The sequence below is a fragment of the Leifsonia shinshuensis genome (assembly GCF_022606355.1).
GTDB classification, from domain to species: Bacteria; Actinomycetota; Actinomycetes; order Actinomycetales; family Microbacteriaceae; genus Leifsonia; species Leifsonia shinshuensis_B.
This window is the reverse complement of record NZ_JAHHZQ010000005.1, coordinates 1-22,642: the sequence shown is the minus strand read 5'-3', so window position 1 is coordinate 22,642 and position 22,642 is coordinate 1. Positions and strand designations below refer to the sequence as shown.

The 22,642-nt window shown below is 67.0% G+C and carries 16 protein-coding genes; 4 read left to right on the top strand and 12 right to left on the bottom strand.

What is annotated here, in order from left to right:
- Positions 1–4 precede the first annotated feature (4 nt).
- The 3 genes from KNO15_RS18785 to KNO15_RS18775 all read right to left on the bottom strand — a co-directional run bounded on the left by KNO15_RS18785 (position 5) and on the right by KNO15_RS18775 (position 4,891).
- A complete protein-coding gene (locus KNO15_RS18785) occupies positions 5–1,336 on the bottom strand; it encodes an ABC transporter substrate-binding protein (protein WP_241705342.1) in 1,332 nt (443 codons plus the stop codon).
- Positions 1,337–1,400: 64 nt separating this feature from the next.
- Positions 1,401–2,507 (bottom strand): enolase C-terminal domain-like protein, encoded by a 1,107-nt coding sequence (locus KNO15_RS18780; RefSeq protein ID WP_241705341.1) that lies wholly within the window; start codon positions 2,505–2,507, stop codon positions 1,401–1,403.
- Positions 2,504–4,891: a fibronectin type III domain-containing protein gene (locus tag KNO15_RS18775; protein ID WP_241705340.1), complete on the bottom strand. Its 2,388-nt coding sequence runs from the start codon at positions 4,889–4,891 to the stop codon at positions 2,504–2,506. Before KNO15_RS18775 ends, KNO15_RS18780 begins: the two co-directional genes overlap by 4 nt.
- 252 nt (positions 4,892–5,143) lie before the next feature.
- Here KNO15_RS18775 and KNO15_RS18770 point away from each other — a divergent pair, with 252 nt between their 5' ends.
- Genes KNO15_RS18770 through KNO15_RS18760 form a run of 3 tightly spaced genes read left to right on the top strand, consistent with a single transcriptional unit; the run spans position 5,144 to position 9,140 of the window.
- Positions 5,144–6,184: a LacI family DNA-binding transcriptional regulator gene (locus KNO15_RS18770; RefSeq protein ID WP_241705339.1), complete on the top strand. Its 1,041-nt coding sequence runs from the start codon at positions 5,144–5,146 to the stop codon at positions 6,182–6,184.
- A complete protein-coding gene (locus KNO15_RS23400) occupies positions 6,181–8,193 on the top strand; it encodes a right-handed parallel beta-helix repeat-containing protein (protein WP_241705338.1) in 2,013 nt (670 codons plus the stop codon). Before KNO15_RS18770 ends, KNO15_RS23400 begins: the two co-directional genes overlap by 4 nt.
- Complete coding sequence (locus tag KNO15_RS18760) at positions 8,178–9,140, top strand: acetylxylan esterase (RefSeq protein ID WP_241705337.1); 963 nt, start codon at positions 8,178–8,180, stop codon at positions 9,138–9,140. Before KNO15_RS23400 ends, KNO15_RS18760 begins: the two co-directional genes overlap by 16 nt.
- Positions 9,141–9,284: 144 nt before the next feature.
- Here KNO15_RS18760 and KNO15_RS18755 read toward each other — a convergent pair whose 3' ends face one another.
- From KNO15_RS18755 to KNO15_RS18730, 6 genes are all read right to left on the bottom strand, one after another.
- Positions 9,285–12,194, bottom strand: a complete 2,910-nt coding sequence (locus KNO15_RS18755; protein ID WP_241705336.1) for a carbohydrate-binding protein — start codon at positions 12,192–12,194, stop codon at positions 9,285–9,287.
- Between the two features lie 116 nt (positions 12,195–12,310).
- Positions 12,311–14,239: a beta-galactosidase gene (locus tag KNO15_RS18750; RefSeq protein ID WP_241705335.1), complete on the bottom strand. Its 1,929-nt coding sequence runs from the start codon at positions 14,237–14,239 to the stop codon at positions 12,311–12,313.
- Complete coding sequence (locus KNO15_RS22955; RefSeq protein WP_241705334.1) at positions 14,236–15,132, bottom strand: carbohydrate ABC transporter permease; 897 nt, start codon at positions 15,130–15,132, stop codon at positions 14,236–14,238. The genes KNO15_RS18750 and KNO15_RS22955 overlap by 4 nt, the downstream gene beginning before the upstream one ends.
- Positions 15,129–16,067, bottom strand: coding sequence for a carbohydrate ABC transporter permease (locus KNO15_RS18740; protein ID WP_241705333.1), 939 nt, complete (start codon positions 16,065–16,067; stop codon positions 15,129–15,131). The genes KNO15_RS22955 and KNO15_RS18740 overlap by 4 nt, the downstream gene beginning before the upstream one ends.
- Positions 16,064–17,299, bottom strand: coding sequence for an ABC transporter substrate-binding protein (locus KNO15_RS18735; protein WP_241705332.1), 1,236 nt, complete (start codon positions 17,297–17,299; stop codon positions 16,064–16,066). The genes KNO15_RS18740 and KNO15_RS18735 overlap by 4 nt, the downstream gene beginning before the upstream one ends.
- 46 nt (positions 17,300–17,345) lie before the next feature.
- Positions 17,346–19,835, bottom strand: coding sequence for a beta-glucosidase family protein (locus tag KNO15_RS18730; RefSeq protein WP_241705331.1), 2,490 nt, complete (start codon positions 19,833–19,835; stop codon positions 17,346–17,348).
- Between the two features lie 174 nt (positions 19,836–20,009).
- Between KNO15_RS18730 and KNO15_RS18725 the strand changes: the two genes are divergently transcribed.
- Positions 20,010–20,648 carry a TetR/AcrR family transcriptional regulator gene (locus tag KNO15_RS18725; protein ID WP_241705330.1) on the top strand — a complete coding sequence of 213 codons (639 nt, stop codon included), beginning with the start codon at positions 20,010–20,012 and terminating at the stop codon, positions 20,646–20,648.
- 412 nt (positions 20,649–21,060) lie between these two features.
- Here the strand turns inward: KNO15_RS18725 and KNO15_RS18720 are convergent, their stop codons facing one another.
- The 3 genes from KNO15_RS18720 to KNO15_RS23520 all read right to left on the bottom strand — a co-directional run bounded on the left by KNO15_RS18720 (position 21,061) and on the right by KNO15_RS23520 (position 22,616).
- Positions 21,061–21,462: an ankyrin repeat domain-containing protein gene (locus KNO15_RS18720; RefSeq protein WP_241705329.1), complete on the bottom strand. Its 402-nt coding sequence runs from the start codon at positions 21,460–21,462 to the stop codon at positions 21,061–21,063.
- Positions 21,463–21,750: 288 nt separating this feature from the next.
- Positions 21,751–22,197: an SMI1/KNR4 family protein gene (locus tag KNO15_RS18715; RefSeq protein ID WP_241705328.1), complete on the bottom strand. Its 447-nt coding sequence runs from the start codon at positions 22,195–22,197 to the stop codon at positions 21,751–21,753.
- Positions 22,198–22,208: 11 nt separating this feature from the next.
- Positions 22,209–22,616, bottom strand: a complete 408-nt coding sequence (locus KNO15_RS23520) for an HNH endonuclease signature motif containing protein (RefSeq protein ID WP_374113192.1) — start codon at positions 22,614–22,616, stop codon at positions 22,209–22,211.
- Positions 22,617–22,642 lie beyond the last annotated feature (26 nt).

The window sequence follows — 22,642 nt, the reverse complement described above, 5'->3', positions numbered from 1 at the left end:
GGAGCTACTTCTTCACGGTGTAACCGACCGAGGAGGCCTTGTTGAGGATCTCGGTCTGCCAAGCGGGCAGGGTCTCTGTGATCGTCTTGCCGCTGGTGAGCGCCGGCACGACCAGCGATCCCCAGGACACGCTGGGGTCGGCGCGGCTGATGCCCGACCAGCCGTCCCAGACCTGCGCGGCCGCCGTGGCGAAGGGCTCGGAGACGTCGTCGGCGAAGTAGTCCGTGTTCGCCGGGTTGGCCAGCCACGCCTTCGCCGCCGGCGCGTAGGCCGGGTACGTCGGAGCCGAGGCTTGGTTGTCGTCGGACGTCGTCAGCCAGTCCACCAGGGCAGAGGATGCCTTCAGGTTCGTGCTGTGCGACGAGATGTACCAGACGCCGCCGCCGACGCTGCCGGTCGCCGCCTTCTGGCCGTCCCAGGCGAGCGGAGCCGCTGCGGCGATCTGGCCGGCCGGGGTCTTCAGCGAGCTGTTGAAGACATACTGGCCGAACCAGGACGGGCCGACGAGCATGAGAGTCTTGTCGCCGTGGGTCGCCGGGTAGGACGTGCCGAACACGGGATCCTTGGTGACCGAGCCGTTGGCGATCATGGTATCCAGCAGCTTCGCCATCTTGGTGCACTCGGGCGCTGTCAGGTCGGAAGAGAAGTCTGTGCCGTTGAGCGTGTTCGCCGGGCACTTCGCGCCCCAGAAGTACTCGTTGGCGGCGAACGAGTCGCCCACGCTGCCGATCACGTAGCCGGGGTGCTCCTTGGCGACCTTCTCGCCGAGCGCCTGGTAGTCCTCCCACGTGGTGGGGACGCTGTAGCCGAACTGGTCGAGCAGCGTCTTGTTGTACCAGAGCACGTTCTGAGCGAGGTCGTTGCGGACGCAATACAACGTGCCGTTCGCGGTGCAGGGGTCGAGCGCGGTCGGGGCGAACTGCTTGATCTTGTCCGCGGGGAAGATGCCCTGGTCGAGAGGGGCGGCGAACGGGTGAGCCCCGGACGTCGCCCAGCCCAGATCGGTCAGCGCCTGTGAGAAGACGACGTCCGGCCAACCGCTGCCAGCTTTGTCCAGCAGCGCGATCTTGGTCTGGAACGATCCCGTGTCGTACGTGACCACCTTGATCTTGGCGTTCGGATGCGCCTTCTTGTAGGACTCGACCGCGGGCTGCCGGGTCGCGTCGACCCACACCGTGATGGTCGAGCCGCCGTCCTGGGCGGCGGGTGTGAAGGTGGCCTTCACGTCGGCGCCGGCATCGGTGCTGGCGCAGCCGGCCAGCGCGAGTAGTGCCGTCATCGCGGCGGACGCGAGCAGCGTCCCCCGCATGCGGCCCCTTGTTGCGTTCGACTTCATCGTCTCGTTCTCCACTTCGTATCGTTCCCGGCTCCGGACGGAACCGGGTGAGGGCACCGGCAGGTCACCGGTTCGCGTCCTCGTCAGCGATGTGCTGACGGAGTTCATCGGGGTAGGCGGGACCGGCCGGGAGGCCGATTCCGGGAATGCGCGGGGCGGAGACGAAGCCGTCCGCGTCCACGCAGGCTTCTCGTCGCACCGGGTTCGAGGTGACGAGGGACTCGTAGTAAGTCGTGTTGGAGATCGCCATGCACAGGTGACGGTTCGGCAGGTCGCCGCCGTGCACCTCCGCCCGGATCCGGAACGCGTCGGCCAGGTGCGCAGTGCGTAGTGAGCCGGTGAGACCTCCACGCAGCCCGGCACTCGCCCGGACGCCGAAAGTGGCGGCGCCCGCGGCGATGAAGTCGGCCGAGTTCATGTGCGCGCCGTCGCTGGTCTCCGCAACCAGCAGTGGCACGTCGACCGTGCGTGACAGCTGTGCGTAGGCGTTCACGCTGAACTCGCGCATCGGCTCCTCGTACCAGAGGTAGTCGGCGTCGGAGAGAGCCCGGCCGACGCGGATGGCATCGGGGAGGTCGAAGCCCGCCGAGCCGTCGTACATCAGCGACACGCCGGCTCCGACGTGATCGCGGAGCGCGCGGATCAGCTCGATGTCGCGGGTCGCATCCCCCCAGGCGTGCAGCTTGATCGCCGAGTAGCCGAGAGCCAGGCACTGGTCCGCCACGTCGAGGTACTCATCGACCGACCCGAAGGTCACCGTGGAGGCGTAGGCCGGGATCCGCTCTCGGAAGCCGCCCATCAGCTCCCACGCCGGCACGCCGTAGTGGCGGCCCGCGAGATCCCAGAGGGCGATGTCCACGATGCCCAGCAGCGGTAACGGGATCTCGTCGATCCGGTCCAGTTCCCAGATCCGGTGCCACAGGTACTCGCGTTGCAGCGGGTCGGCGCCCAGCAGTTCCGGGCGCAGCACCCGCTCCACCAGGTCCGCGAGCACAGGAGCGCTGCCCGGGCGGCCGGCGAGGGCGACCCCGGAAACGCCGGTGTCGGTGCTGATCCGCAGAATGCCGCGGTCGCCGGCGGGCGCACTGCCGGGGAGTCCGTCGCGCCAGCGGAACACAGGGTCCGCGGCCGGGAACGGAACGCTCCAGCTGGAGACCTCGACGATTCTCATTCGTCGCCTCCCAGGCTCGTGAGGGCGGCGGTGCGGGCCGCGCGACGCCGGCTGACCACTACTCCTGCGGTCAGGACGAGCCCGAACGTCAGCAGGACCCCCGCGGCCAGGGCGATCGGCGAGGAGTCGCTTCCGGTGTGCGCGAGTGCGATGTCGCCGAGCGCCGTCGAGCCGCCGGCGGCAGCCGGATCCGTCCCGGTGCCGGCGGCGCCCACTGCTCCTGCACCCCCCGAACCGGAGCCGCTTCCCGCCGGCGGGTCGACGGTCGCCGCAGGCACAGTGACCGCGGTGCTCCATCCGGTCCAGGAGCTCACGCCGAGCACGTTCGAGGCCCGGACCCGCAGCTGGTAGGTCGCTCCCGGCTTCAGCCCGCCGACCACGCAGGCCGAGGTGCGGCCGGCATCGTCGCAGGTGACCGCGGTAGTCGTGCCGTCGGCCGCGCGGGCCTCGACGTCGGCGCCGGTGAGCGGCGAGTTGCCGTTGTCGACGCTGGTCCAGCTCGCCACCGCGGCACTCGTCCTGGCGCTTGCGCTGAGACCTGAGGGAGTCGCGGGGGCGGCCAGGGTGCGCGGAGTGCAGGCCGCGTCATGGATGGCGACAGCGGCCGGGAGCGCTGAGGAGCCCGCACCGACGGTGTTTGCTCCGATCAGGTTGCGGTTCTGGGGTGTTCCCAGGTAGACGGCGCTGGTGTCTGAGAAGTTGTCGGCCAACACGTTGTTCTGCGCGACCTGGCCGGCGATGTCCTGCAGCTTGACCCAGGAGTTCGCGCTCCCGGTCACGACGTTGCCGGTGATGTCGTAGTTCGAGGTCGAGCCGTCGGCGTAGATCACACCGCCGTTGGCCTTGGGGTCTCCGTTCAGGTAGTTCCCTGTCACCGTGGAGCGCGGTGTGGCGTTGTGCGGGCCGTTGAGGTAGATGAGACCCGAGTCGAACAGCGGGGACTGTGCGGTATCGGCTATGCAGTTCTGCACGATGTGGTTGTCTCCGAGGATCGATGCACCTCCCCAGCCCCAGCCGACTGAGATCCCCGTGTACGGGACGTGCTGGACGGTGTTGTTCCGGATCGTCGTCGAGGCGACGTACCCGCCGAGGATTCCGACGGCACCGCGGAACTCCTGGCCGATGTACGACACGCTGTTGTCCGCGACCACATTGCCGTTGTCCGGCACGGCGGGGTTGCGGTCGTTGACGGATCCGAGCGAGATACCCGAACCGGATATGTCCGTGATGGTGTTCGCCTGGATCAGGTTGTCGTGGCTGCCTGCTGTGAACTGGATGGCTGTCTGGCCGATGTGGGCGAGCGAGTTGCCGTAGATCGCGACGTCGTGGCTCCCGCTGAAATCGAGTGCCGCCGGCGGCGCCGCGAAGACGTTCGCCGTGCTCGTGTACTGGATCGCCGCCTGGATGTCGATGAACCCGTTCGGCCCGCTCGGTCCCGTCCAGGTCGCGTTCTGGAAGCTCAGGCCCTGGATGGTGAAGTCGGACACGTTCGTGCCGGTGACGAGACCGGTCGCCGTCGGAACGACCGCCGTTTGCGAGTTGATCCAGGCGGAGTCGTTCCAATGGGCGGCCGGCGGCATCCAGTACAGGTCCTGGCTGTTCTTGTCCCAGTACCACTCGCCCGGCTGGTCGAGGAAGGCGAGATTGTTCTCGACACTGGTCGGGTTGCCGAGCCCTTGCACACCGGTGATCGAAGCCAGGCCCCCGTAGCAGCCGGTGTCCATCGTCACCGTTGTGCCGCTGACCGAGGCCACTCCGCAGCGGCGGTCGACCCACGCCTCCCAGCCGACCTGGGCCCCTGCGGCGCCCGTGTACACGAACTCGGTGTCCTCCGGGTTGTACCCGAGCGGACCGGGTGTGGTGACCGTGTAGCCGGTTGCGGTCTTCGTGATCGCGCCGAGCACGCTCGCCGGCGAGGACGCGCGCGGCTGCCGTACCCCGTCGACGTAGAACTGGCGGCTGTCGATCGCGCCGGTGTGAACCTTCCAGATGGCGTTGTTGCCCGCCCACTGCGTCCAGCCGGTGACGCTCTGCCCGCCGTCGATGGTGGGGGTGGCGCCGGCGGCCGCGCGCCAGATGATGCGATGGCCGTTGTGACCGGAGTCTGCGGCGGTCAGGGCGATCGCCGAGGTCACATGGTAGTCGCCGTCGCCGAACTCGACGACGAGGTCGCCGGTCATGGTGGGAGCCGCGGCCCTGACCAACGTCCGCGCCTCATCGATCGAGCAGGGGGCCGTTGCGGTGCAGTCGGATCCGGTGCCGGCAGGCGACACCACGAACGTCGCCTGGACGTCCGCCGCGGTCGCCGGGACCGCGGCCAGAGCGGTCAGCCCGAGGGCCGCCACGCCGCCGATCACGACGGCGCGTAACAAGTGGGATTTCATCTGTGCTCCTTCGCACGTGCGTTCGCCGATGAACTTCGGAGTTCATGATCGAGTCTTGGCAATCGAATGTCAAGCTGAATTTTGCGCTTGCAATCCAGATCGTCTGGAGATCGTTGAGTTTTCGGGCCGCAAGAAGTTGTGGTTGATTGACATTCGATTGTCAAAATCATAGGCTCGTCACCGCGTCGGTAGTGCAACGATGGTGCCTGCACGGGCGGTGCCGATACTTGACGTCAACGAGGGAGATGACGAATGACGAAGCCGGGTGCCGGAGCCAGGCGCGTGACGCTCCGCGACGTGGGCGCGCTCGCAGGCGTCGACCCCTCGATCGCCTCGCGAGTGCTCGGCGGCGAGATGAACCGCGTGACCGAGGGCACTCGCGAGCGGATATTCGAGGCGGCCAAGGAGCTGGGCTGGCGTCCGCATGCCGCGGCCAGGTCGCTGCGCAAGGGCACGACCTCCATGCTCGCGGTGATCGTCCCGAGCCTCTACAACCCCGCCTACAGCGGCATGATGAAGGGCGTCCAGCTCGCCGCCGCCGCCGAGGACCACGTCGTGGTCTTCTCCGAGGGCACGGCGGGCGAGGGGACGCGGGAGTTGGAGCGGCTGAGCGAGTACGTCGATGGGATCATCTGGGCTTCGTCGCAGGCCGATGGCCACGACGAAGCGCTTCCCGCCTCGGTGGCGCCGACGATCCTGCTCAACCGACAGGGCTTCCCGGGGCTGCCCGCAGTGGTCGGTCCCGACGCGGAAGGGGCCAGGATGGCGGCGCGCCATTTGATCAGCCTCGGGCACACTCGGCTCGGTGTGCTCACCGGCCCCACCAGCATCGACACGGCGACGAGGCGGCTCGACGCCTTCTTGAGCGAGGCGCGGCTGTACGGGGCGCAGGTGGTGTGGCAGGCATCGGTCGAGCTGGACATCGACGCCGCGCAGCAGGCAGCCGCCGCCATGGTCGCGCTCCCCCGGTCGGAGCGCCCGACCGCCGTGTTCGCCGCCGCGCTGTCGGCGTCGTTCGGGCTGATCAACGCGGCCAGGCAGGCCGGCCTCGAGGTGCCGGCGGACCTCTCCGTCGTCGGGCTGGACGACGCCGAGGTCGCCGAGATCATCAGCCCACCGCTCACCACCGTGCGCATGCCGCACGTCGCGATGGGGATGGAGGCGGTGCGCAACGTGCTGCGTCTGATCCGCGGCGAGGACCTGCCGCCGACCATCGAGGTCACCTCGCCTTCGCCTGAGCTGATCGTGCGCGGGTCGACGTCGAACAACCTCGACCGGACGGTCGAGCGGTGATCATCGTGGACCCCGTCACGATCGCGGTCGGACCGTCCGCAACTCGGGAGCCGGAAGAGCTGCGCGAGCCGGACCTCGCCACCGCGGTCGCACGGGCGAGGACGCTGCCGGGTCCGGTCCGGCTCCTCCTGGAGGACGGCATCCACGTCCTCAGCCGGACCATCGCCCTCGACGCGCGCGACGCCGGCCTGACCGTCGCGGCTCGGAATCCCGCCGCCGCAGAGATCCGATCGTCGTGGTCCCCGGAGGCGATCGTCGAGACCAGGGACGAGCACGGCCGTGTCTGGGTCGCGACCCTTCCGGCGGACGTGCGCCGCGAGCTGGAGGTCGACGGCACGGCCGCCGTGATCGCGCGCAGCCCGGAAGCCGGATACCACCGTGTCGCGCACGCCGAGTCGGTCGACTTCGCGCGCGGCTTCGACGCGCTCTTCGCCGGGGACGGGCACTTCGCCTACACGCCGGGCAGCATCCCCGCCCTGCCCGTGCCGCACGAGGTGGACGTGATCGTCCCGCATTTCTGGGTGCAGGAGCGCGCCAGGGTCACCGAGGTGGATCCGGCCACCGCCACGATCGGTTTCGAACCGCCGAGCATCTTCGCGCTGCGCGATGAGAAGCCGGACACGTTCGCCCGGTTCGCTCTTGAGAACGTGCGCGACGCTTTCCGGAACCCCGGGCAGTTCTACGTTGACGAAACCGGCACCAGCCCCTGGGTGCGGTGGTCGAGCGGGCCGGAGCCCGGCCGGCGGACCCTCCTCTACCGCCCGAAGGACGGCGAGCGCCTCGGCGCCGTCTCGCTGCGCCTCCCCCGGCTGGCGAGCGCGTTCCGCCTGTCGGACGACGAGCCAGTGACCGGCTTCACCGTTCAGGGCGTCCGCTTCGGCGGATTCGCCGCGCCGAGGGAACTGACGGCCACCCCGCCGTTCCACGTCTCGGAGGACGCGCGGCTCACTCGTGACGGATACGCCACGAGCCCGCAGGGCGCTCCGGAGGTGCCGGCGACGATCGAGCTCGGTGTCGCCCGGGATGCGCGCATCCAGGACTGCGTCTTCGACGGTGTCGGAGGCTGGGCGGTCGGCGCGACCGGCGGCGCGTCCGATGTTTCCATCGAACGCTGTACCGTCCTGAGCCCGGGGGCCGGCGCCTTCGTGACCCGGCTCTCGACGCACGCGCACGGCGCGGACGTGAGTCGGCAGGCCGTACTCCGACTCTCCGTCCGCGACAACGTGATCCGCAAGCCGGGCCGGCGGTTCCCGCACGCGCCGGCGATCTTCCTCCAGGACGCCGCCGAAGCCGTGGTCGAGGGCAACACGATCACAGGCACGAACTACTCCGGCATCTCTCTCGGCTGGAGCTGGGGCTTCGACGCCAACCCGAGTCGCGACAACACGGTCGTGAGGAACACCATCGACGACGTCGGCTCCGGGGTCCTCAGCGATCTGGGCGGCATCTACACCCTCGGCAGCCAGCCCGGCTCCCGGATCGTCGGCAACCGCATCTCGCGGGTCCGGACGGCACACTACGGGGCCTGGGGCATCTACCTCGACGAGGGCTCGTCGCACATCCTGATCGCCGGCAATACCTGCCACGACCTCGAAGAGCACGCACTCAACATCCACTACGGGGCGCATCTGGAGATTCGAGACAACACGTTCGCGTTCGGCGCCCTCGGGCTGCTCAGCGTCTCCCGCCCCGACCGATCGGCGGACATCGCAGTGGTCGGGAACACCTTCCTCACCAGCGGCCGACCGGTGTATACCGGCCGAGCGGAGTCGTGCGTCCTGGATGCCCCGATCGTCGCCCACGGCAACCGGGTGTGGGACATCACGGGACAGCCGGTGGTCGCGGCCGATCTAGAGCCGGACGGCACGGTGAGAGACCGCAGCGCCGGCTGGCGCGAGCGCGGCAACGATACCGATGCCTTCCTGGCGCAGCCGCCCGCGGGCCAGGAGCACGACCGTGAGCCCACGCACGACCACGAATCGGAGGACGCGTCGTGCAGTTCGATCTGAGCCCTGCCGACCTCGCCCACTATCACGGGTCCGTGCGTGAGCCGGACGACTTCGACGCTTTCTGGTCGGCGACGCTGGAGGAGGCCCGCCGCCACACGGTAGACGTCAGGTCGGAGCGGGTCCGTACGCCGCTCGCCGCTGTCGAAATCCACGACATCACGTTCAACGGATTCGCCGGGCAGCCGGTCAAGGCCTGGCTGCGTGTGCCCGCCGGCATCACGTCGCCGCTGCCGACGGTGGTCGAGTTCGTCGGCTACGGCGGCGGTCGCGGCATCCCGGAGGATGCGCTGTTCTGGTCGACGGCCGGTTTCGCGCACCTGCAGATGGACACCCGCGGACAGGGCGCCACCTGGTCACCGGGCGACACCCCGGATCCGGACGGGACCGGCCCGCACACGCCGGGGATGATGACCGCCGGCATCGAAGACCCGTACGGCTATTACTACCGCCGGTTGATCACGGACGCGGTGCGCGCGATCGACGCTGCCGCCGAGCTCGACGCAGTAGACCCGGAGCGCATCATTGCGCACGGTGTGAGCCAGGGCGGTGGCCTCGCGCTGGCTGCGACGGCCCTGAACGAGCGGGTGTCCGCGCTGTTCGCGTGCGTCCCGTTCCTGTGCGACTTCCCGCGGGCGATCACCGTGACCGATGCGGACCCGTACAAGGAGATCAGCCGCTACCTCGCCGTCCATCGCGCGCGCGAGTCCGAGGTGCTCACCACACTGTCGTATGTCGATGGCGTCTGCTTCGCCCGCCGCGCGACAGCGCCCGCCGTGTTCACCACGTCGCTGATGGACACCGTCTGCCCGCCCTCCACCGTGTTCGCCGCCTTCAACGAGTACGCCGCCCAGGACAAGCAGATCTGGGTGCACTCCCACAACGGACACGAGGGAGGCGGCAGGGAGGACGCGGTGCGGTACGTGAGCGAGAGGTTCAGGCGGGAGTGACTGGCGACCCCGTACTGTCGATGGAGCCTCGCTCCGTCCCGGGCGTTCGACCTCATCAGACGGCGCTTCGCTCGATGGAGGGGTCAGCCCGAGACCTGGCCGACGTGGGGCTGGAGGTACACTCCAGCCCCACGCCCTTCTGACTCAGCTCAGAGTGAACGAGTCGATGTTGAATCCGCCGTTGACGATGTACACGTACAACGCGTGATACCCGGCCGGGATCGTCACACTGGTGTTCACCGTTCCGAACGACTGCCAGCCGCTCGTCGCCGGGATCGAGGTGGTTGCTCCCACGGTGTTTCCGATCGAGTCGAGATCGTAACGCACCTGGCCGGTGGTGAAGGTCGTGGCCGCCTTCAGCGCAAGGTTGTACGTCTTGGCTGTCGGGTTGTACACCACGTACTTGAGCCACTCCCCGTTCTCGGTGTTGCCGACGTCGAAGTTCCCCGTGCTGGAGATCTCCAAGTCGGTGTCGCCCCCGCGGAGGTAGCCGCGGTACGGGTTGGTGAACGAGTTGCCGGCCGTCGCGTCGTGGCTACCGAACCCTTCACCGCCGGTGGCGTACCACTCCGCCTCGATCGGGTTCGATCCCGAGGTGTTCAGCTGGAAGATCTTCGAGAACTCGATCGAATGGACGTTGAATCCGCCCGTGCCGACCTTGAATGTGAAGGTGTGCTTTCCAAGCGGGAGGTTGACGCCGTTGATATTGACGGACTGCCAGCTCTGGTAGCCGCCCGTATTGGGGACGGACTGGCTGGCGATCCACGGCTGCCCGTCCATGTTGATGCTGAACGTGCCGCCGGCAGCATTGCTGGCGACCGCAACGTGGATGTCGTAGTCGCCGCTGACATTGACCGTGCTGGTGTAATTCAGCCAGTCGCCGTCCGCCAGCCATCCGACGTTGTCGCCACAGTAGGTGTCCCCCGTGCACGCCTGCAGGTGGGTCGCATCGCTGCGGTACGTCGTGTCCGTACCACCCGTCCCGGAGAAGTGATAGCCGACGCCCTCGCCACCGGTGTTGTAATCCTGGGCGAAGACAAAGCCTGGGATGCTTCCGGTGCCTGTGCTGAAGCCGGACGGCACGCTCGCGTTCACGGCGGACGTGAACTGTTGCCCCGTGGACGGGATCGGCGTGACAGAGATGGCATCGACCTTGGCCAGGTTGACGGTGGAGGCGAATCCGAGGTTCAGGGTGCCATCGGTGACGTTGACATCGAAGGTTCGATCGATTGCCTTGTAGCGCGCTCCGGCGGCCGCGTAGATGTCGAAGTTCGACAGCTGCGTCGCACCTTCAGCGCTGACGTTGAAGACACGCTGACCTGTCGAGGTGAAGTAGTTCTCCGACAGTTTCAGACCGACACGGTAACGCCCCGCCGGAACCGGGAACGCGTAGCTGAAGCTGGTCCCGTTCCGCTCCGACTGGTACAGCGGGTCGTCAGCGGAACCGTCGATCGCGTTCGCGTTGACAGCGGTGCCACCGCCGGTGAATCCGGCATCCGCTGTGTAGTGGTCACCGTTGACGGCGCCCCACGTGCCTGTGCTGCCAGCGATGACGTGGTAAGTGTTCACCGGCGCGGTCCACGTGAAAGTGTTGGTGGAGTGCGCGGCAACGGAGCGGCTGAAGGTGCTGCCTGCCTCGCCGACCTTGACGGTCTTCGCCGAGTTCGTCGTGTTGACGACGACGAGGGCTTCCGAGCCGTCCGGGTTCTTGAACGCAACCGACTTCAGGCCGTCGCTGTTCGCACCGCCGCTCGCACCGATGCGGTACGCGCCGGGGCGTACGAACTTCGAGAACTGCGCGAGTTCGTAGAACTTCGGCATGTAGCTGACGCTCGCGGACGCTCCGCTGGTGTCGACGATGACGAGTGGCTCCTGCGCGTCGCTCAGGCTGGAGAAGGGGCCGCCGGTCTGATCCAAGACCATGTTCCAGTAGATGTACCCGCCTTCGCCGGCCAGCATCTCGTCGACGATCTCGCCGCCCCAACGCTCATCGCCCGGGTAGTCGGACGCGTTCGGGATGCCGAGGTCGGTGTGCTCGGACATCCACGTGGAGTACCCGGGCTTCGCCTGATTGAACAGTCCGAGGTTCGCGGTGTCGCAGTATGACTGCCCGAAGTCGCACTCGTACGGATGGAAGTCGATCCCCGACACGTAGGGAAGCGTGCCTGCGTTGTTGAGCATGTCCACCGGGTAGGTCCAGGTGTCCCGGTTGTGCTCGTAGCCGCGGATGCGGGCGCCGATGTTGCTGCTGGTGAACGTCGGGCCGAGGTAGTTGGCGATGAAGTCCGCCATCTGCGCCGCTGTGTACACCGTCGATTCGAACTTCGCCGGGTTCAGCGGTTCGTTCTGGATGCTGACGTCGTTGATGGTGATGCCGTGCGCGGCGTACGCCTGGACGTACTTGGCGAAGTAGGTCGCGTACGCCTGGTAGTAGCGCGGATCCACCGACGGGGTGATGAGGCTGCCGCCCCCGATCAGGGAGCCGTTGTCCTTCATCCAGCCGGGAGCCGTCCACGGGGAGGCCATGATCCGGAACGACCCGTGGGACTGTGCCGCCTGGATGTAGGGGATGAGAGTGCTCTCGTCATGGGCGACCGAGAAGCTGGCCTGAGAGAAGTCGGTTCCGCTGCTCAGGTCGTCGTAGCTGTAATGCGTCGGTGAGAAGTCGTTCGACCCCATCGCCGTCCGGGTCAAGCTGAACCCGGCGCCGTTGGTGGGGCTGAACAGCTGGTCGAGCACGCTGTTCCGCTGCGCCGCCGTCACGTTGCTGCGGTTGAGCACGGTCCAACCGGACTCGTTGAATGCTCCGCCGAATCCGTCGATCGCCTGGTACTGCTGGGTTGGGTCGACCAGGATGTCGGGGGTGCTGCTGTCGGTGGCGAATGTCAGATCGGTCTTCGCCGTCAGCCGGTCACCCCCTTGCGAGGTCTGCCAGTTGTGAACAGTGGTGACTGCGCTGGCGGGCTGTGCCGTCAGGGTGATGCTCGTGGCCACAAGGACCGCGGCGCCGAGGACGCCGACGGAACGTGACACACGACCGTGTGGTGATTTCACCTCAAACTCCTTCATGTTGCATGGTTCGGCGTTGAACGCCGTGGATGCGACCGAGAGCGTGGGTAGCGACGGGCCCGGTCAGGTCGCCGTCACGCGGTGGTTCGTGTGTCGTCCTTTCAGCTCTGGTGAGGTGTCGGTGGGGTGGGGGCTGGGGCATCCGCCGGGTGGAGGGCGAAGACGTGGTGCCCTGCGGTGAGGTCGATCGCCGTGACGTGGTCGTTGATCATCAGGGACGACCCGTCCCGGAGAGAGCGGAGCCGTCCTGAGCAGGTCGCGGGCAGTTCGAGGCGGGCGTTCTGGTCGCCGGAGCCCCAGTGAACGATGTGGATCAGCTGCTCGTCGTCTGCGTCGCGCGTGGTGACGAGGGTGTTCGGGATCCTGCCCTGAGGTCCGTGGACCGCGGGCTGAGCTGCGGCGAGCAGTTCCGCGTGCTCCCACCCGGTCTCCGGGCCGGCCGTGATGATCTGTCGGCCGGTGGCGCGCACTGCCGCCACCAGTTCAGCCTCGATCCCCGAACGGTCCGGGATGAGGAGTGGCACGTTCGGATCCAGTGCGAGCTCCGTCGTGGTCTCCCACAGGTCGTAGGCGATCCCCCGCTCTGTCAGCCAGAGCAGCGTCTCGTCCCAGGCACGGTAGGCGGAGGCCGCTGCCGGTCGGTTCCAGGGGACTTCAGGGACGCGGGCAGTGCCGGCCACCGCGTACGCGTCGTACGCGTCCGCACGGTGCCAGGCGACGACGACGGGCGCTTTCAGCGGCGCCGCCAGCAGGCCTGGGCGCCCCTCCTCCGCCTCCATGAGGCGTTCCACCGGCCGGAAGAAGGCCGACTCCTCGCCTGCACCCGTCAGAGGTGCGTGCTCCCAGTTCTCCCGGTTGACGAGCATGTAGAGGTTGGCTCCGGCGAAGCCGAGCGCGAATGCCGCACCCCACCACACCTCCTGCTCGAGTGGGGTCGGCTGCGGATAGTCCACCACCTCGCCCGGAGACCGCCAGATCCCCGCCTGCAGTTCTGGGATCCACGGCAGCGGCTCCCCCGCGGCACGGGCGGTCGCGGCCGACCGGGCGAGTCGATGGATGTCGTCGACGTCGACCGGAGGGAGGTAGTAGTGGTCCTCACCGGTGATCGCCTCCGCGATGGTGCGGATCGCGCGGTGGGCGACCGGGACATCGTGGATGGGATGGGTGACGAGGTTGACCGTGTAGAGGAGCGCCTCGCCGCCGCGCGCCACATGCATCCGCTTCAGCGCCGCGAGGTACTCGCCCGTGGCCGCGGTCTTGTATTCGATCCAGTCGTGCAGCCGGCGCCGCGATTCGACCGCCGCTGTCTCGGGACGCCGCGGGGGCTCGGCCGCGGCGAAGGTCGCCGTCCCGTCCGCCCAGAAGGATCGAAGCGCGTCCTGGTCGTCGTCGTAGCTCTCCCGGAGCCACCGGCGGAAGCCCGCGATCGAGCTTGCGCTGTAGTCCGTCGAGTACATCGCGTCCTGGAAGCAACTGCTGGGCTCGTTGTCGAGTTGCAGCGCGATGACCGGGCCGTCCGGGTAGGCGAAGTCGCCGATGGCCTCCCAGACGGCGCCGAACCACTCGTCGACGTGAGCGAGGTATGCCGGGCTCGGGTAGCTGGGCACCGGGTGCAGGAAAGGAGGGTTGTAGCCGATGACGACCTCGCCCTGATCGTCGCGGGCGAGCAGGCCCTCGTCCGCGAGCAGCCAGTCCGGGTAGCCGCCGCCCGGTTCCTCCGCGCAGATCCAGGGGCCGGGCTTCAGCTGGACGACGACGTCGAGATCACGGCAGATCTCGAGGAAGCGCCGCACATCCAATCGCGGGTCGGTCGCCCCGCTGAAGTCGCGTCGCCCGCGCGTCGGCTCGTGCCGTCGCCACGACAGGTAGGTGCTGACGATGCCGACGCCCGCATCCCGAGCTGCGCGCACCGCCGGCTCCCACTGCGCCGGGTCCATGCGCCAGAACTGGATCTCTCCCGCGATCAGCGGCACCAGCTGGTCGCCGATCCGGATGCGGCCGTCCTCCACGGCGACCGGGCGCGCGCTCATCCCTTGACTCCGCCCGCCGCGTTGCCGGCGACGAGCCATTTCTGGATGACGCTGAACAGGATGATGCTCGGGATCGCGACCAGGATGGACATGGCGGCGAGCTGGTTCCACGAGACCTCGTAGGCGCTGGAGAGCTGGGACAGCCCCACCGGGAGGGTGCGGTTCTCGTCGCTGTTCGTGAAGGTCAGCGCGAACGTGAACTCCTCCCAGGAGCCGATGAAGATGAAGATCCCGGCAGCCACCACGCCGGGTCGCGCCGCCGGCAGGGCCGCGTACCACATGGCGGCGAACTGACCGCAGCCGTCGATCCGCGCCGCTTCGTCGATCTCCTTGGGCACCTGGTCGAACGCCGTCTTCATGAGCCAGGCACCGAGCGGCGCCGACGAGCTGACCTGTGCGAGGACCAGCGCCCACGGGGTGTCGATGAGGTTGAGCCCTGACACGATGTTGAACAGCGGGATGATGACGAGCACGGACGGGAACATCTGCGTCGCCAGCAGTCCGATGACGACCGCGATCTTGCCCCGGAACTCGAACCGGGAGAGCGCGTATCCCGCCATCACACCGATCAGGAGGCCGATCGCGACGGTGCAGACGCTCACGAGAACGGAGTTGCCGAGCCAGGCCAGGAAGTTCCCCCGGCCGACGACGTACGCGAAGTTGTCGAACGTCGGGTGCGACGGGAACAGGCTCGGCGGGGTCTGGTACAGCTCCTGCTTGGTCTTGAACGCGTCGGAGACGATGCCCAGCATCGGCAGCAGCGCGAACAGGGCGACGAGGATGGCCGCGATCCAGAGGAGGATCCGTGCAGGGCGCGGGCGACGACGACGTCGTCCGGCCCGAGCGGGCTTCGCAGGCAGGGTGCGGCTGGGGAGTTGCGCGGTCGCGGTCACGAGAGGGCGTCCTTTCCGAACGCACGGATGTACAGGGCCGATCCGATGCCGACGATGGCGAAGAGGATCATCGAGAGCGCCGACGCGTAGCCGAAGTCGAAACTGCTGAAGGCGCTCTTGTAGACGAACGTGGTGAGGATGTCCGTCGCCCCCGCCGGCCCTCCTCCGGTCATCACGTAGATGAGACTGAAGTTGTTGAACGTCCAGATCAGCGCCATCAGGGTGCTGGTCAGCAGCATCGGCTTGAGCAACGGGAGGGTGATGCTGCGGAACGACCGGCTCCAGGTGGCGCCGTCGACTCCGGCGGCTTCGTACAGTTCGCCGGGGATCGACGCCATGCCCGCGATGAGCAGAACCATGATGAACGGGAACCCGCGCCAGACGTTCGCGGCGACCACCGCGGCCAGGGCGGTGTGCGGATCCGCGAGCCACGCGTGCTGCAGCTCCGGGAGGCCGACGACGCTCAGGAGTTGATTGATCATGCCGTAGTCCGGTTGGTAGAGCAGCTTCCAGGCGAGTGCGCCGACGACCACCGGTGTCGCCCACGGCAGCACGAAGACTGCGCGCAGGATCCTCGCGCCGCCGACGAGCTGCTGGAGGAGCAGGGCGCCCGCCATCGCGACGATGAGCTGGAGGGCGACGGACCCGATGGTCCAGATGATGCTGTTGAGGAAGACGCCCCAGACGGCGGAGTCGGAGAACGCTTCGATGTAGTTCTGCACTCCGACGAACTCCCAGCCCTCGTGCTTGGTGGGGTTGACGTCGAAGAAGCTCTGCACGGCGACGTTCGCGATCGGGTAGACGACGAACACCCCTACCGCGATCAGGGCCGGTGCGAGGAACAGGTATGGGGTCAGCCGGCTCCGCCAGCGCAGGCGACCCCGCGGGCCGGACGTTGCCGTCCGGCCCGCGAGGGTTGTGGCGACCTGCGTCACTTGCTGAGCGCCTTGTTGGAGGCGTCGGCGGCCTCGTCGAGCGCGTCCTTCGCGGACTTGGTCCCGGAGAGCGCTGCCTGGACGGCGTTGCCGAGGGCGGTGTCGATGTCGCCGGCCTGCGCGACGGTCGGGCGGGAGCGCGCCTGCTCGAGCACCTTGGAGAACGCGCTGATCGATGGGTCGTCCTTGAACACGGGATCGGTGTACAGGGCCGTCTTGACGGGGAGGTAGCCGAGCGAGCTGGCCCACTCCTTCTGCACAGAGTCCTGCATCAGCCAGCTCACGAACGTCTTCGCGGCGTCGGCGTGCTTGGTGTTCTTGAGCACCAGGAGGTCGAGCCCGCCCAGCACGGTCGCCGCCTCTTTGTCCTTCGGCAGCGGTGCGACCGCCCACTTGCCGTCGATGCCGGCGGTCTTGAGCGAGGGGATCATCCACGGGCCGGAGGTCATCATCGCCAGCTTCCCGGAGACGAACGGGCCTTTCAGGTCGTCCTCCGTCGCCGTCGCCATCCCGGCGGGCATCGCGGTCTTCTGGAGGTCGACCCACAGCTGGAGGGCACGGACGCCGTCTGCCGAGTTGAACACCGCCTTGGTCTGGTCCTTGTTCAGGACGTCGGCTCCGGCCTGCCAGAGCCACGGGTAGAACTCGAATCCGCCCCAGCCGCCGAACAGTCCGACGCCGTGGACGTCGCCGGCGGTGAGCTTGGCGGCGTCGGCCGTGAACTCGTCCCACGTCGCCGGCGGCTGCTCGATGCCTGCGGCCTTGAACAGGTCGCTGCGGTAGAACAGCGCCAGCGCAGACACGTCGACAGGGACGCCGTAGAGCTTCCCGTCCTTGGTGACGGAATCGAGGCTGGCGGGGAAGTAATCGCTCTTCTTCCCCGCCGAGTCGCCGAGAGGGAGCGCCCAGCCCGAGGCGATGAACTGGGAGGCGCGCGGCGGCTCGACCCGCGCGATGTCCGGTCCCTTCCCGCCGGCGATCTGGGTGGTGAGCTTGTCGTAGTAGCTCGAGTCGTTGTCGCGGATCAGCTTGACCGTGATGTTCGAGTGGGCCTTCTCGAAGTCCTTCAGCTGCTTGGTGAACTGTGCCGTCTCCGCGTCGCTGAACTGCTCCTGGAAGGTGATGGTCACCTTCTCGTTGCTGTCACCGCCAGACGATGAGCAGCCGGCGAAAGCTGCGATCACCAGCGGCGCGGCAGCGAACGCTGCGAGCCGTCGGGTTGCCTTGTTCATGAGGAATGCCTCCTTGCATTGGTGGGGGTTGGGATGTGATTGGGTCTCAGTCGACGGTCAGGGTCTGTTCGTGGACTGTCGTTGCCGCCGTGAGCCGCACATCGCGGCTCGATCGGGCGGCGTGGAAGAGGTATCGGCCGTCGAGGATCTCCCAGTCGCGCCTGTCGCTGTTCCAGGTCTCAAGTGCTCGTCGCTCGATCCGGATCCGCACCGACGCCGTCTCGCCGGCGGGGACGTCCACGCCTGCGAAGCCGGCCAGCCAGCGCACGGGACGGTCGATCGTCGAGTTCGGTGATTCGAGGTAGATCTGCACGGTCTCGCGCGAATCGTGCGCGCTCATGTTGGTCAGGGTGACATCGGCCGCGAGGTCGTCGGGCTGGCCGACGATCGTGAGCGTCTCGTACAGCCAGGAACCGAACCCGAGCCCGAAGCCGAACTCGCGCGAGGGAGAGCGGCCGAGTCTGTCCCACTGGCGATAACCGACGTGGATGCCCTCCGCGTAGTCGATGACTCCGTCGCGCGGAACCGTGTCCCGGACGGGGACGTCGTCCTCGGTCGAGGGCAGCGTCCACGGCAGCCGACCGCTGGGCTCGGTGACGCCGAGCAAGGCATCCGCGAGACCGCGCCCGGCCTCCTGGCCCGGCAGCCACCACCACAGCACCGCGGGGGCCCGCTCCAGCCACGGAAGGATCACCGGTGCGCCGGCATTGACCACCACGACCGTGCGCGGGTTCGCATCGAGCACCCGCTCGACCAGCTCGTTCTGGCGGCCGGGGAGCTGCAGGTCGACCCGGTCCCACCCCTCCGACTCGGTCTCCTCGTTCGTTCCGACGATCACGACGGCGACGTCGGCGGCGCGTGCAGCCTCGACCGCGGCGAGGAGCTCGTCGTCGGCGCTCAGTTCGCGCAGCTCGTGCCGCAGCGCGAACCGGACGAACCGTCCGTAGGCGCCGGCGTCGACCACCTGCTGGCGCGATTCGATGGAGACCGTCGCGGGCTCTCCGATCACGTATTCGCGTGCAGGACCCGCCGGGTGGTTGGCGGACGAGTCGAGGATGACGTCGTGGTCGGCGTGCTCGGCGGATTCGGCGACGAGAGTCCCGTCGAAGGTGATCACGTGCCAGCCGGACACCCCGACTTCGACGCGATGCGTGCCCGGCCCGGCGAGGTGGACGATCGCTTCGAGCCTCGCCTCCCGTGCTCCTGCCGGCACGTCGCGGTTCCAGGTCTCGTCGGCCGGGACGGTGACCGGACCGCCCACGGTGGCTCCGGCTTCGTCGTAGTAGGTGATCCGGTAGCCATCGTCGCCGGCCGGGGTCGTCACCGCGCCGGAGGCGATCTGCGGTGCGAACCTACGGCCGGATGCACCTCGCTGCACGGTGATCGCGGTGTTCGGCAGCGCCTCCTGGAGCGCGTGAACGGGCTCGGAGAGGAAGGGCGCGGTCACCGATGCGCTCCCGCCGCCCTGGATGAACGGTTCGACCGCGTTGGGGCCGATGAGCGCGAGGGAGGCGATTCCTGATTCCCGGAGTGGGAGCAGTCCGTTGTTGGCGAGGACCACGCTCGACCGGGCGACGGCCTCCCGCAGCAGCCCACGCGTCGAAGGCGCGGCGGGGAGGTCGGGCGACATTTCCCGCGCCGGCCGCGGGCCGACGGCGCCGACACGTCGTCCCAGCCGGACGATCCGCTCGACCTTGTCGTCGATGACCTCCTCGGCGACGAGGCCGTCGCGCACTGCTCGCTCCAGGCGCGCGCCCCACGGTCCGTCCGGTCCGGGCATGATCAGGTCGAGTCCGCCGAGAGCGGCCTCTACGGTGGTCTTCGTGGCCAGCCAGTCGCTGACGACGACCCCGTCGAATCCCCATTCGGCCTTCAGCACGCCGTTGAGCAATGAGCCATGCTCGGTCGCGGGGGCGACCTGGGTGCCGTCGTCCACGCCGTTGTAGGCGGCCATGACGGACCAGACCCGGGCGTCTCGGACGGTCTTCTCGAACGGCGCCAGGTAGACCTCGCGGAGGGCACGCTCGGGGATCCGCGCGATGTACGTGGTGCGCTCGGTCTCGGACTCGTTGCCGAGGAAGTGCTTGACGCACATCGCGACTCCGGCGGCCTGCGTGGCTCGGATCAGCTGGCTGGCGAGCTCCCCCGTCAGGTACGGGTCCTCCGAGAATGCTTCGAAGTGGCGTCCGCCGTAGGGTGTGCGCTGGAGGTTGACGACCGGCGCGAGCACCACATCGACGCCCTTGCGGTGTGCTTCCCGCGCCAGCAGGCCGCCCAGCCGGGCGAGCAGGTCGCGGTCGAAGGTCGCGGCGAGTGCGGACGGTGAGGGGAGCTGCGCCGAGGGCCGTTCATCCTCGTCGACACCGCGAACCCCGATCGGCCCGTCGGACAGCACGATCGCACGCATCCCGTACGCGGGCACCGGGTGCAGTGTCCACGACGTGGCACCCGTGAGAAGGGCGATGCGCTCCGGCAGGCTGACCGCCTCGATCGCGTCAGCGTTCGCCGGCTCCCCGAGCGTGGTCGGTGTGGACATCGTTGGCTCCTCTTGCGGCGCATACCCGCCTGGCGTCTGGTCGTTCGTGACCGTGTGACAGACAATAGCAATACTTGCTGACCTGTTCGCAAGTATTTCGAGCGATCTCTTTGTAATGCTTGCTGACAGGTCATCAAGTAAAATCGGGTGCAGAGTTGTTTCGAGGAGGGGCACATGCCACGCACACGAGATCAGAACCCGATTCCGGCTGGGGCGCGTGTTGCCAACCCGAGGGCCGCAACCGCGGAGAAGCGGCAACGGATTCTGGAAGCGGCGATGTCGATTTTCGCGACGCGCGGCTACAACAACGGATCACTTGTCGAGATCGGTGAGGCGGCGGGACTGAGCCACACCGGCGTCATGCATCACTTCGGATCGAAGGATCAGCTGCTCATCGCGATGCTCGAGTACCGCGACGATTCAGACGTCGCCGAGTTGGAAGGGAAGCACATCCCCGACGGACCCGCCCTGTTCGAGCATCTCGTGCATACGGTTCGCCTGAATACTCAGCGCCCGGGCGTCGTGCAGTTGTACACGGTCCTGTCAGCTGACTCAGTCACGGACGGCCACCCCGCCCACGACTATTTCCGTGAGCGATTCGTGGGACTCCGCGACATGCTCAAGGGCGCCCTTCGCGATGTCGCCCCCGAAGCGACTGAGGCCCGCATCGATCTCGCGGCGTCCACCATCATCGCAACGATGGACGGCCTACAGGTCCAGTGGCTGCTGGACCCAACGGCCGTTGATATGCCCGAGGCCGTCACGCTCGCCATCGAAGGGGTGATCGGACGGTTGAACGGCGAGACCCCGTAGGGCGATCGAAGACGCGGCGATGCAAGGCATCGTTGCGGGCCCATGCAGGTGTTCGACCAAGCCGGGAAACCGCCCCGGCGACACCGCAGCAGAGACAGCGACCCACCACGAGACGCCGCAGAAGCCGAGACGGCGACGTGCTTGGTCCTGACACCTCTGGGACTGCTCCGCGCCCACCGAGTCAGCTCCTGAGAGATACAGACATGCAGAACGCCCCAGATCCCTGTGTTTTCAAGGGATTCCGGGGCGTCTGCGTGGCGGTACCGGTGGGATTTGAACTCTAGTTCGGCCCCTTAACTCCCTTGGCATCCAGGCCAACTTCCGCGGAATGTCAACGAAACAGAGCTCTTGTGGTCTCAGGAAATCTCATTGGAACCCATACGGTTGTAGTCAAAATGTAGTCAAATTCGCATCATCCCTGGACATCTGCGAAAAACCGCGCGACAGGATAGTTCGCGATTAGTCGGGAGAGACCTAAGCACGTCTGGCCGCTCTTATTGGCGTGTAGGGGGTCAGCCCCGTGCGCTCTAAGCAGTCCAATCATTTCCCCTCGGCCCTTGGAGTTGAACGTAGCTTCGCCCAAAGGAGTGTTCCCAAAAACGTCTTCCGCATCCACTGCGGCGCCTGCGGACAAAAGGACCTCGGCAGCTCTGAGCGCAAACTCGCGTGCCGCGAAATGCAACGGCGTGAACCCCTTATTGTCTCTCGAGTCGGGTGATTCACCTTCGCCAAGTAGTCGCGAAATCGACACAGCGTCATCCTCTAGAGCGGCGTAGTGAATTGGTTTCCTTCCGAACTCATCGCCCGTGTTCATTGATTGGCCTCCCAAAAATGGCTCATATTGGAGTATGGATCCTTAATCTGATAAGGGCTCGGATCATTCTCCAGCCGACGCCGCTTCATCGAAATGTCGCGGACACGGAGCACGGCGACCCACGACTTATCGCCGCCTTATTGCGGTCGCCCGAGAAATCAAATGCAGCGTCAAACGCTATATAGCCAGACACATCTACCGAATCCTCACCGCGACAATGCAGCCCTAAGCCGCTTGGACAGGCGCCTTAGGCCCGCCCGCCCCCGAATGCGAGCAGGTCAGGGCGATTTAGATTGCTGCGCCTGCTTGAAGCTTGCCCTGCAACCATGCAGTAAAGCTCGGGGCCACTTCACCAGAAGAAGCCGCTTCCCGGGTCTCGTGGTCCCAGAGAAAGATCGGAGATGCCCCCGCGACGGAATGGTGAGTATCGAAGCAATAGAGATCGCCGCCCCCGTTGTTCATAACCGCCACAAATTGCTGTGGCAGCCCGAAGTCTTGTCGTTCCTCCAACGTGACTGCTTCTAGATTCAGATATGCAGGTACTGTGTCTCCGATTCCGAATAGCTCGTAATGCCTGACCGTTACCCACCCGAATGTCATGAGATACCGTCTGAAATCCGGCGGAAACTGACCGAGCTGGTCTTCTGCCCGCAGAACTTGCTCCATGGTTGCGCCGGTCCCGCGTTCAAGCGTCGGTTCCCTTAGCAGTTTGCTCTCGAGCTCTTCAAAGGACACAGTTGTTCCCTTCAGCAGCCATCCTGTCGAGGATGATTCAGTCGATAGTTCTCACCGAGACGATGATCGGTTCGGGTCATCGGGGCTAGATTACTCAGATCATTGCTTCCTCCCTGGCTCAGAGGAACGATGTGGTGCAACTCCATGGGAAAGCCATCAACGCCGAATGGTGGACGGCCCAGCTGCATTCGAGCGAGATTCTGCGCGCTGTAGGACCCTGGATTCCTCGCCGCTTCGTCTATCCAATACTTCGGACGCACGGAGTCCTCAAATTCACGACGCAGCGACTTTGAATTCGGGGCGTTGTCGTCGCCCTCCCCTGGGGAACATTCTGGTGATGACGGAGGCCCCCCAATCCCTGGCGGCGTGAAATCTGATCCGGCTCCCCCGACTTCAGGCACCGGAGGGATTGACCTCATGCCGGATTGACTTGTCACGCCAGGTA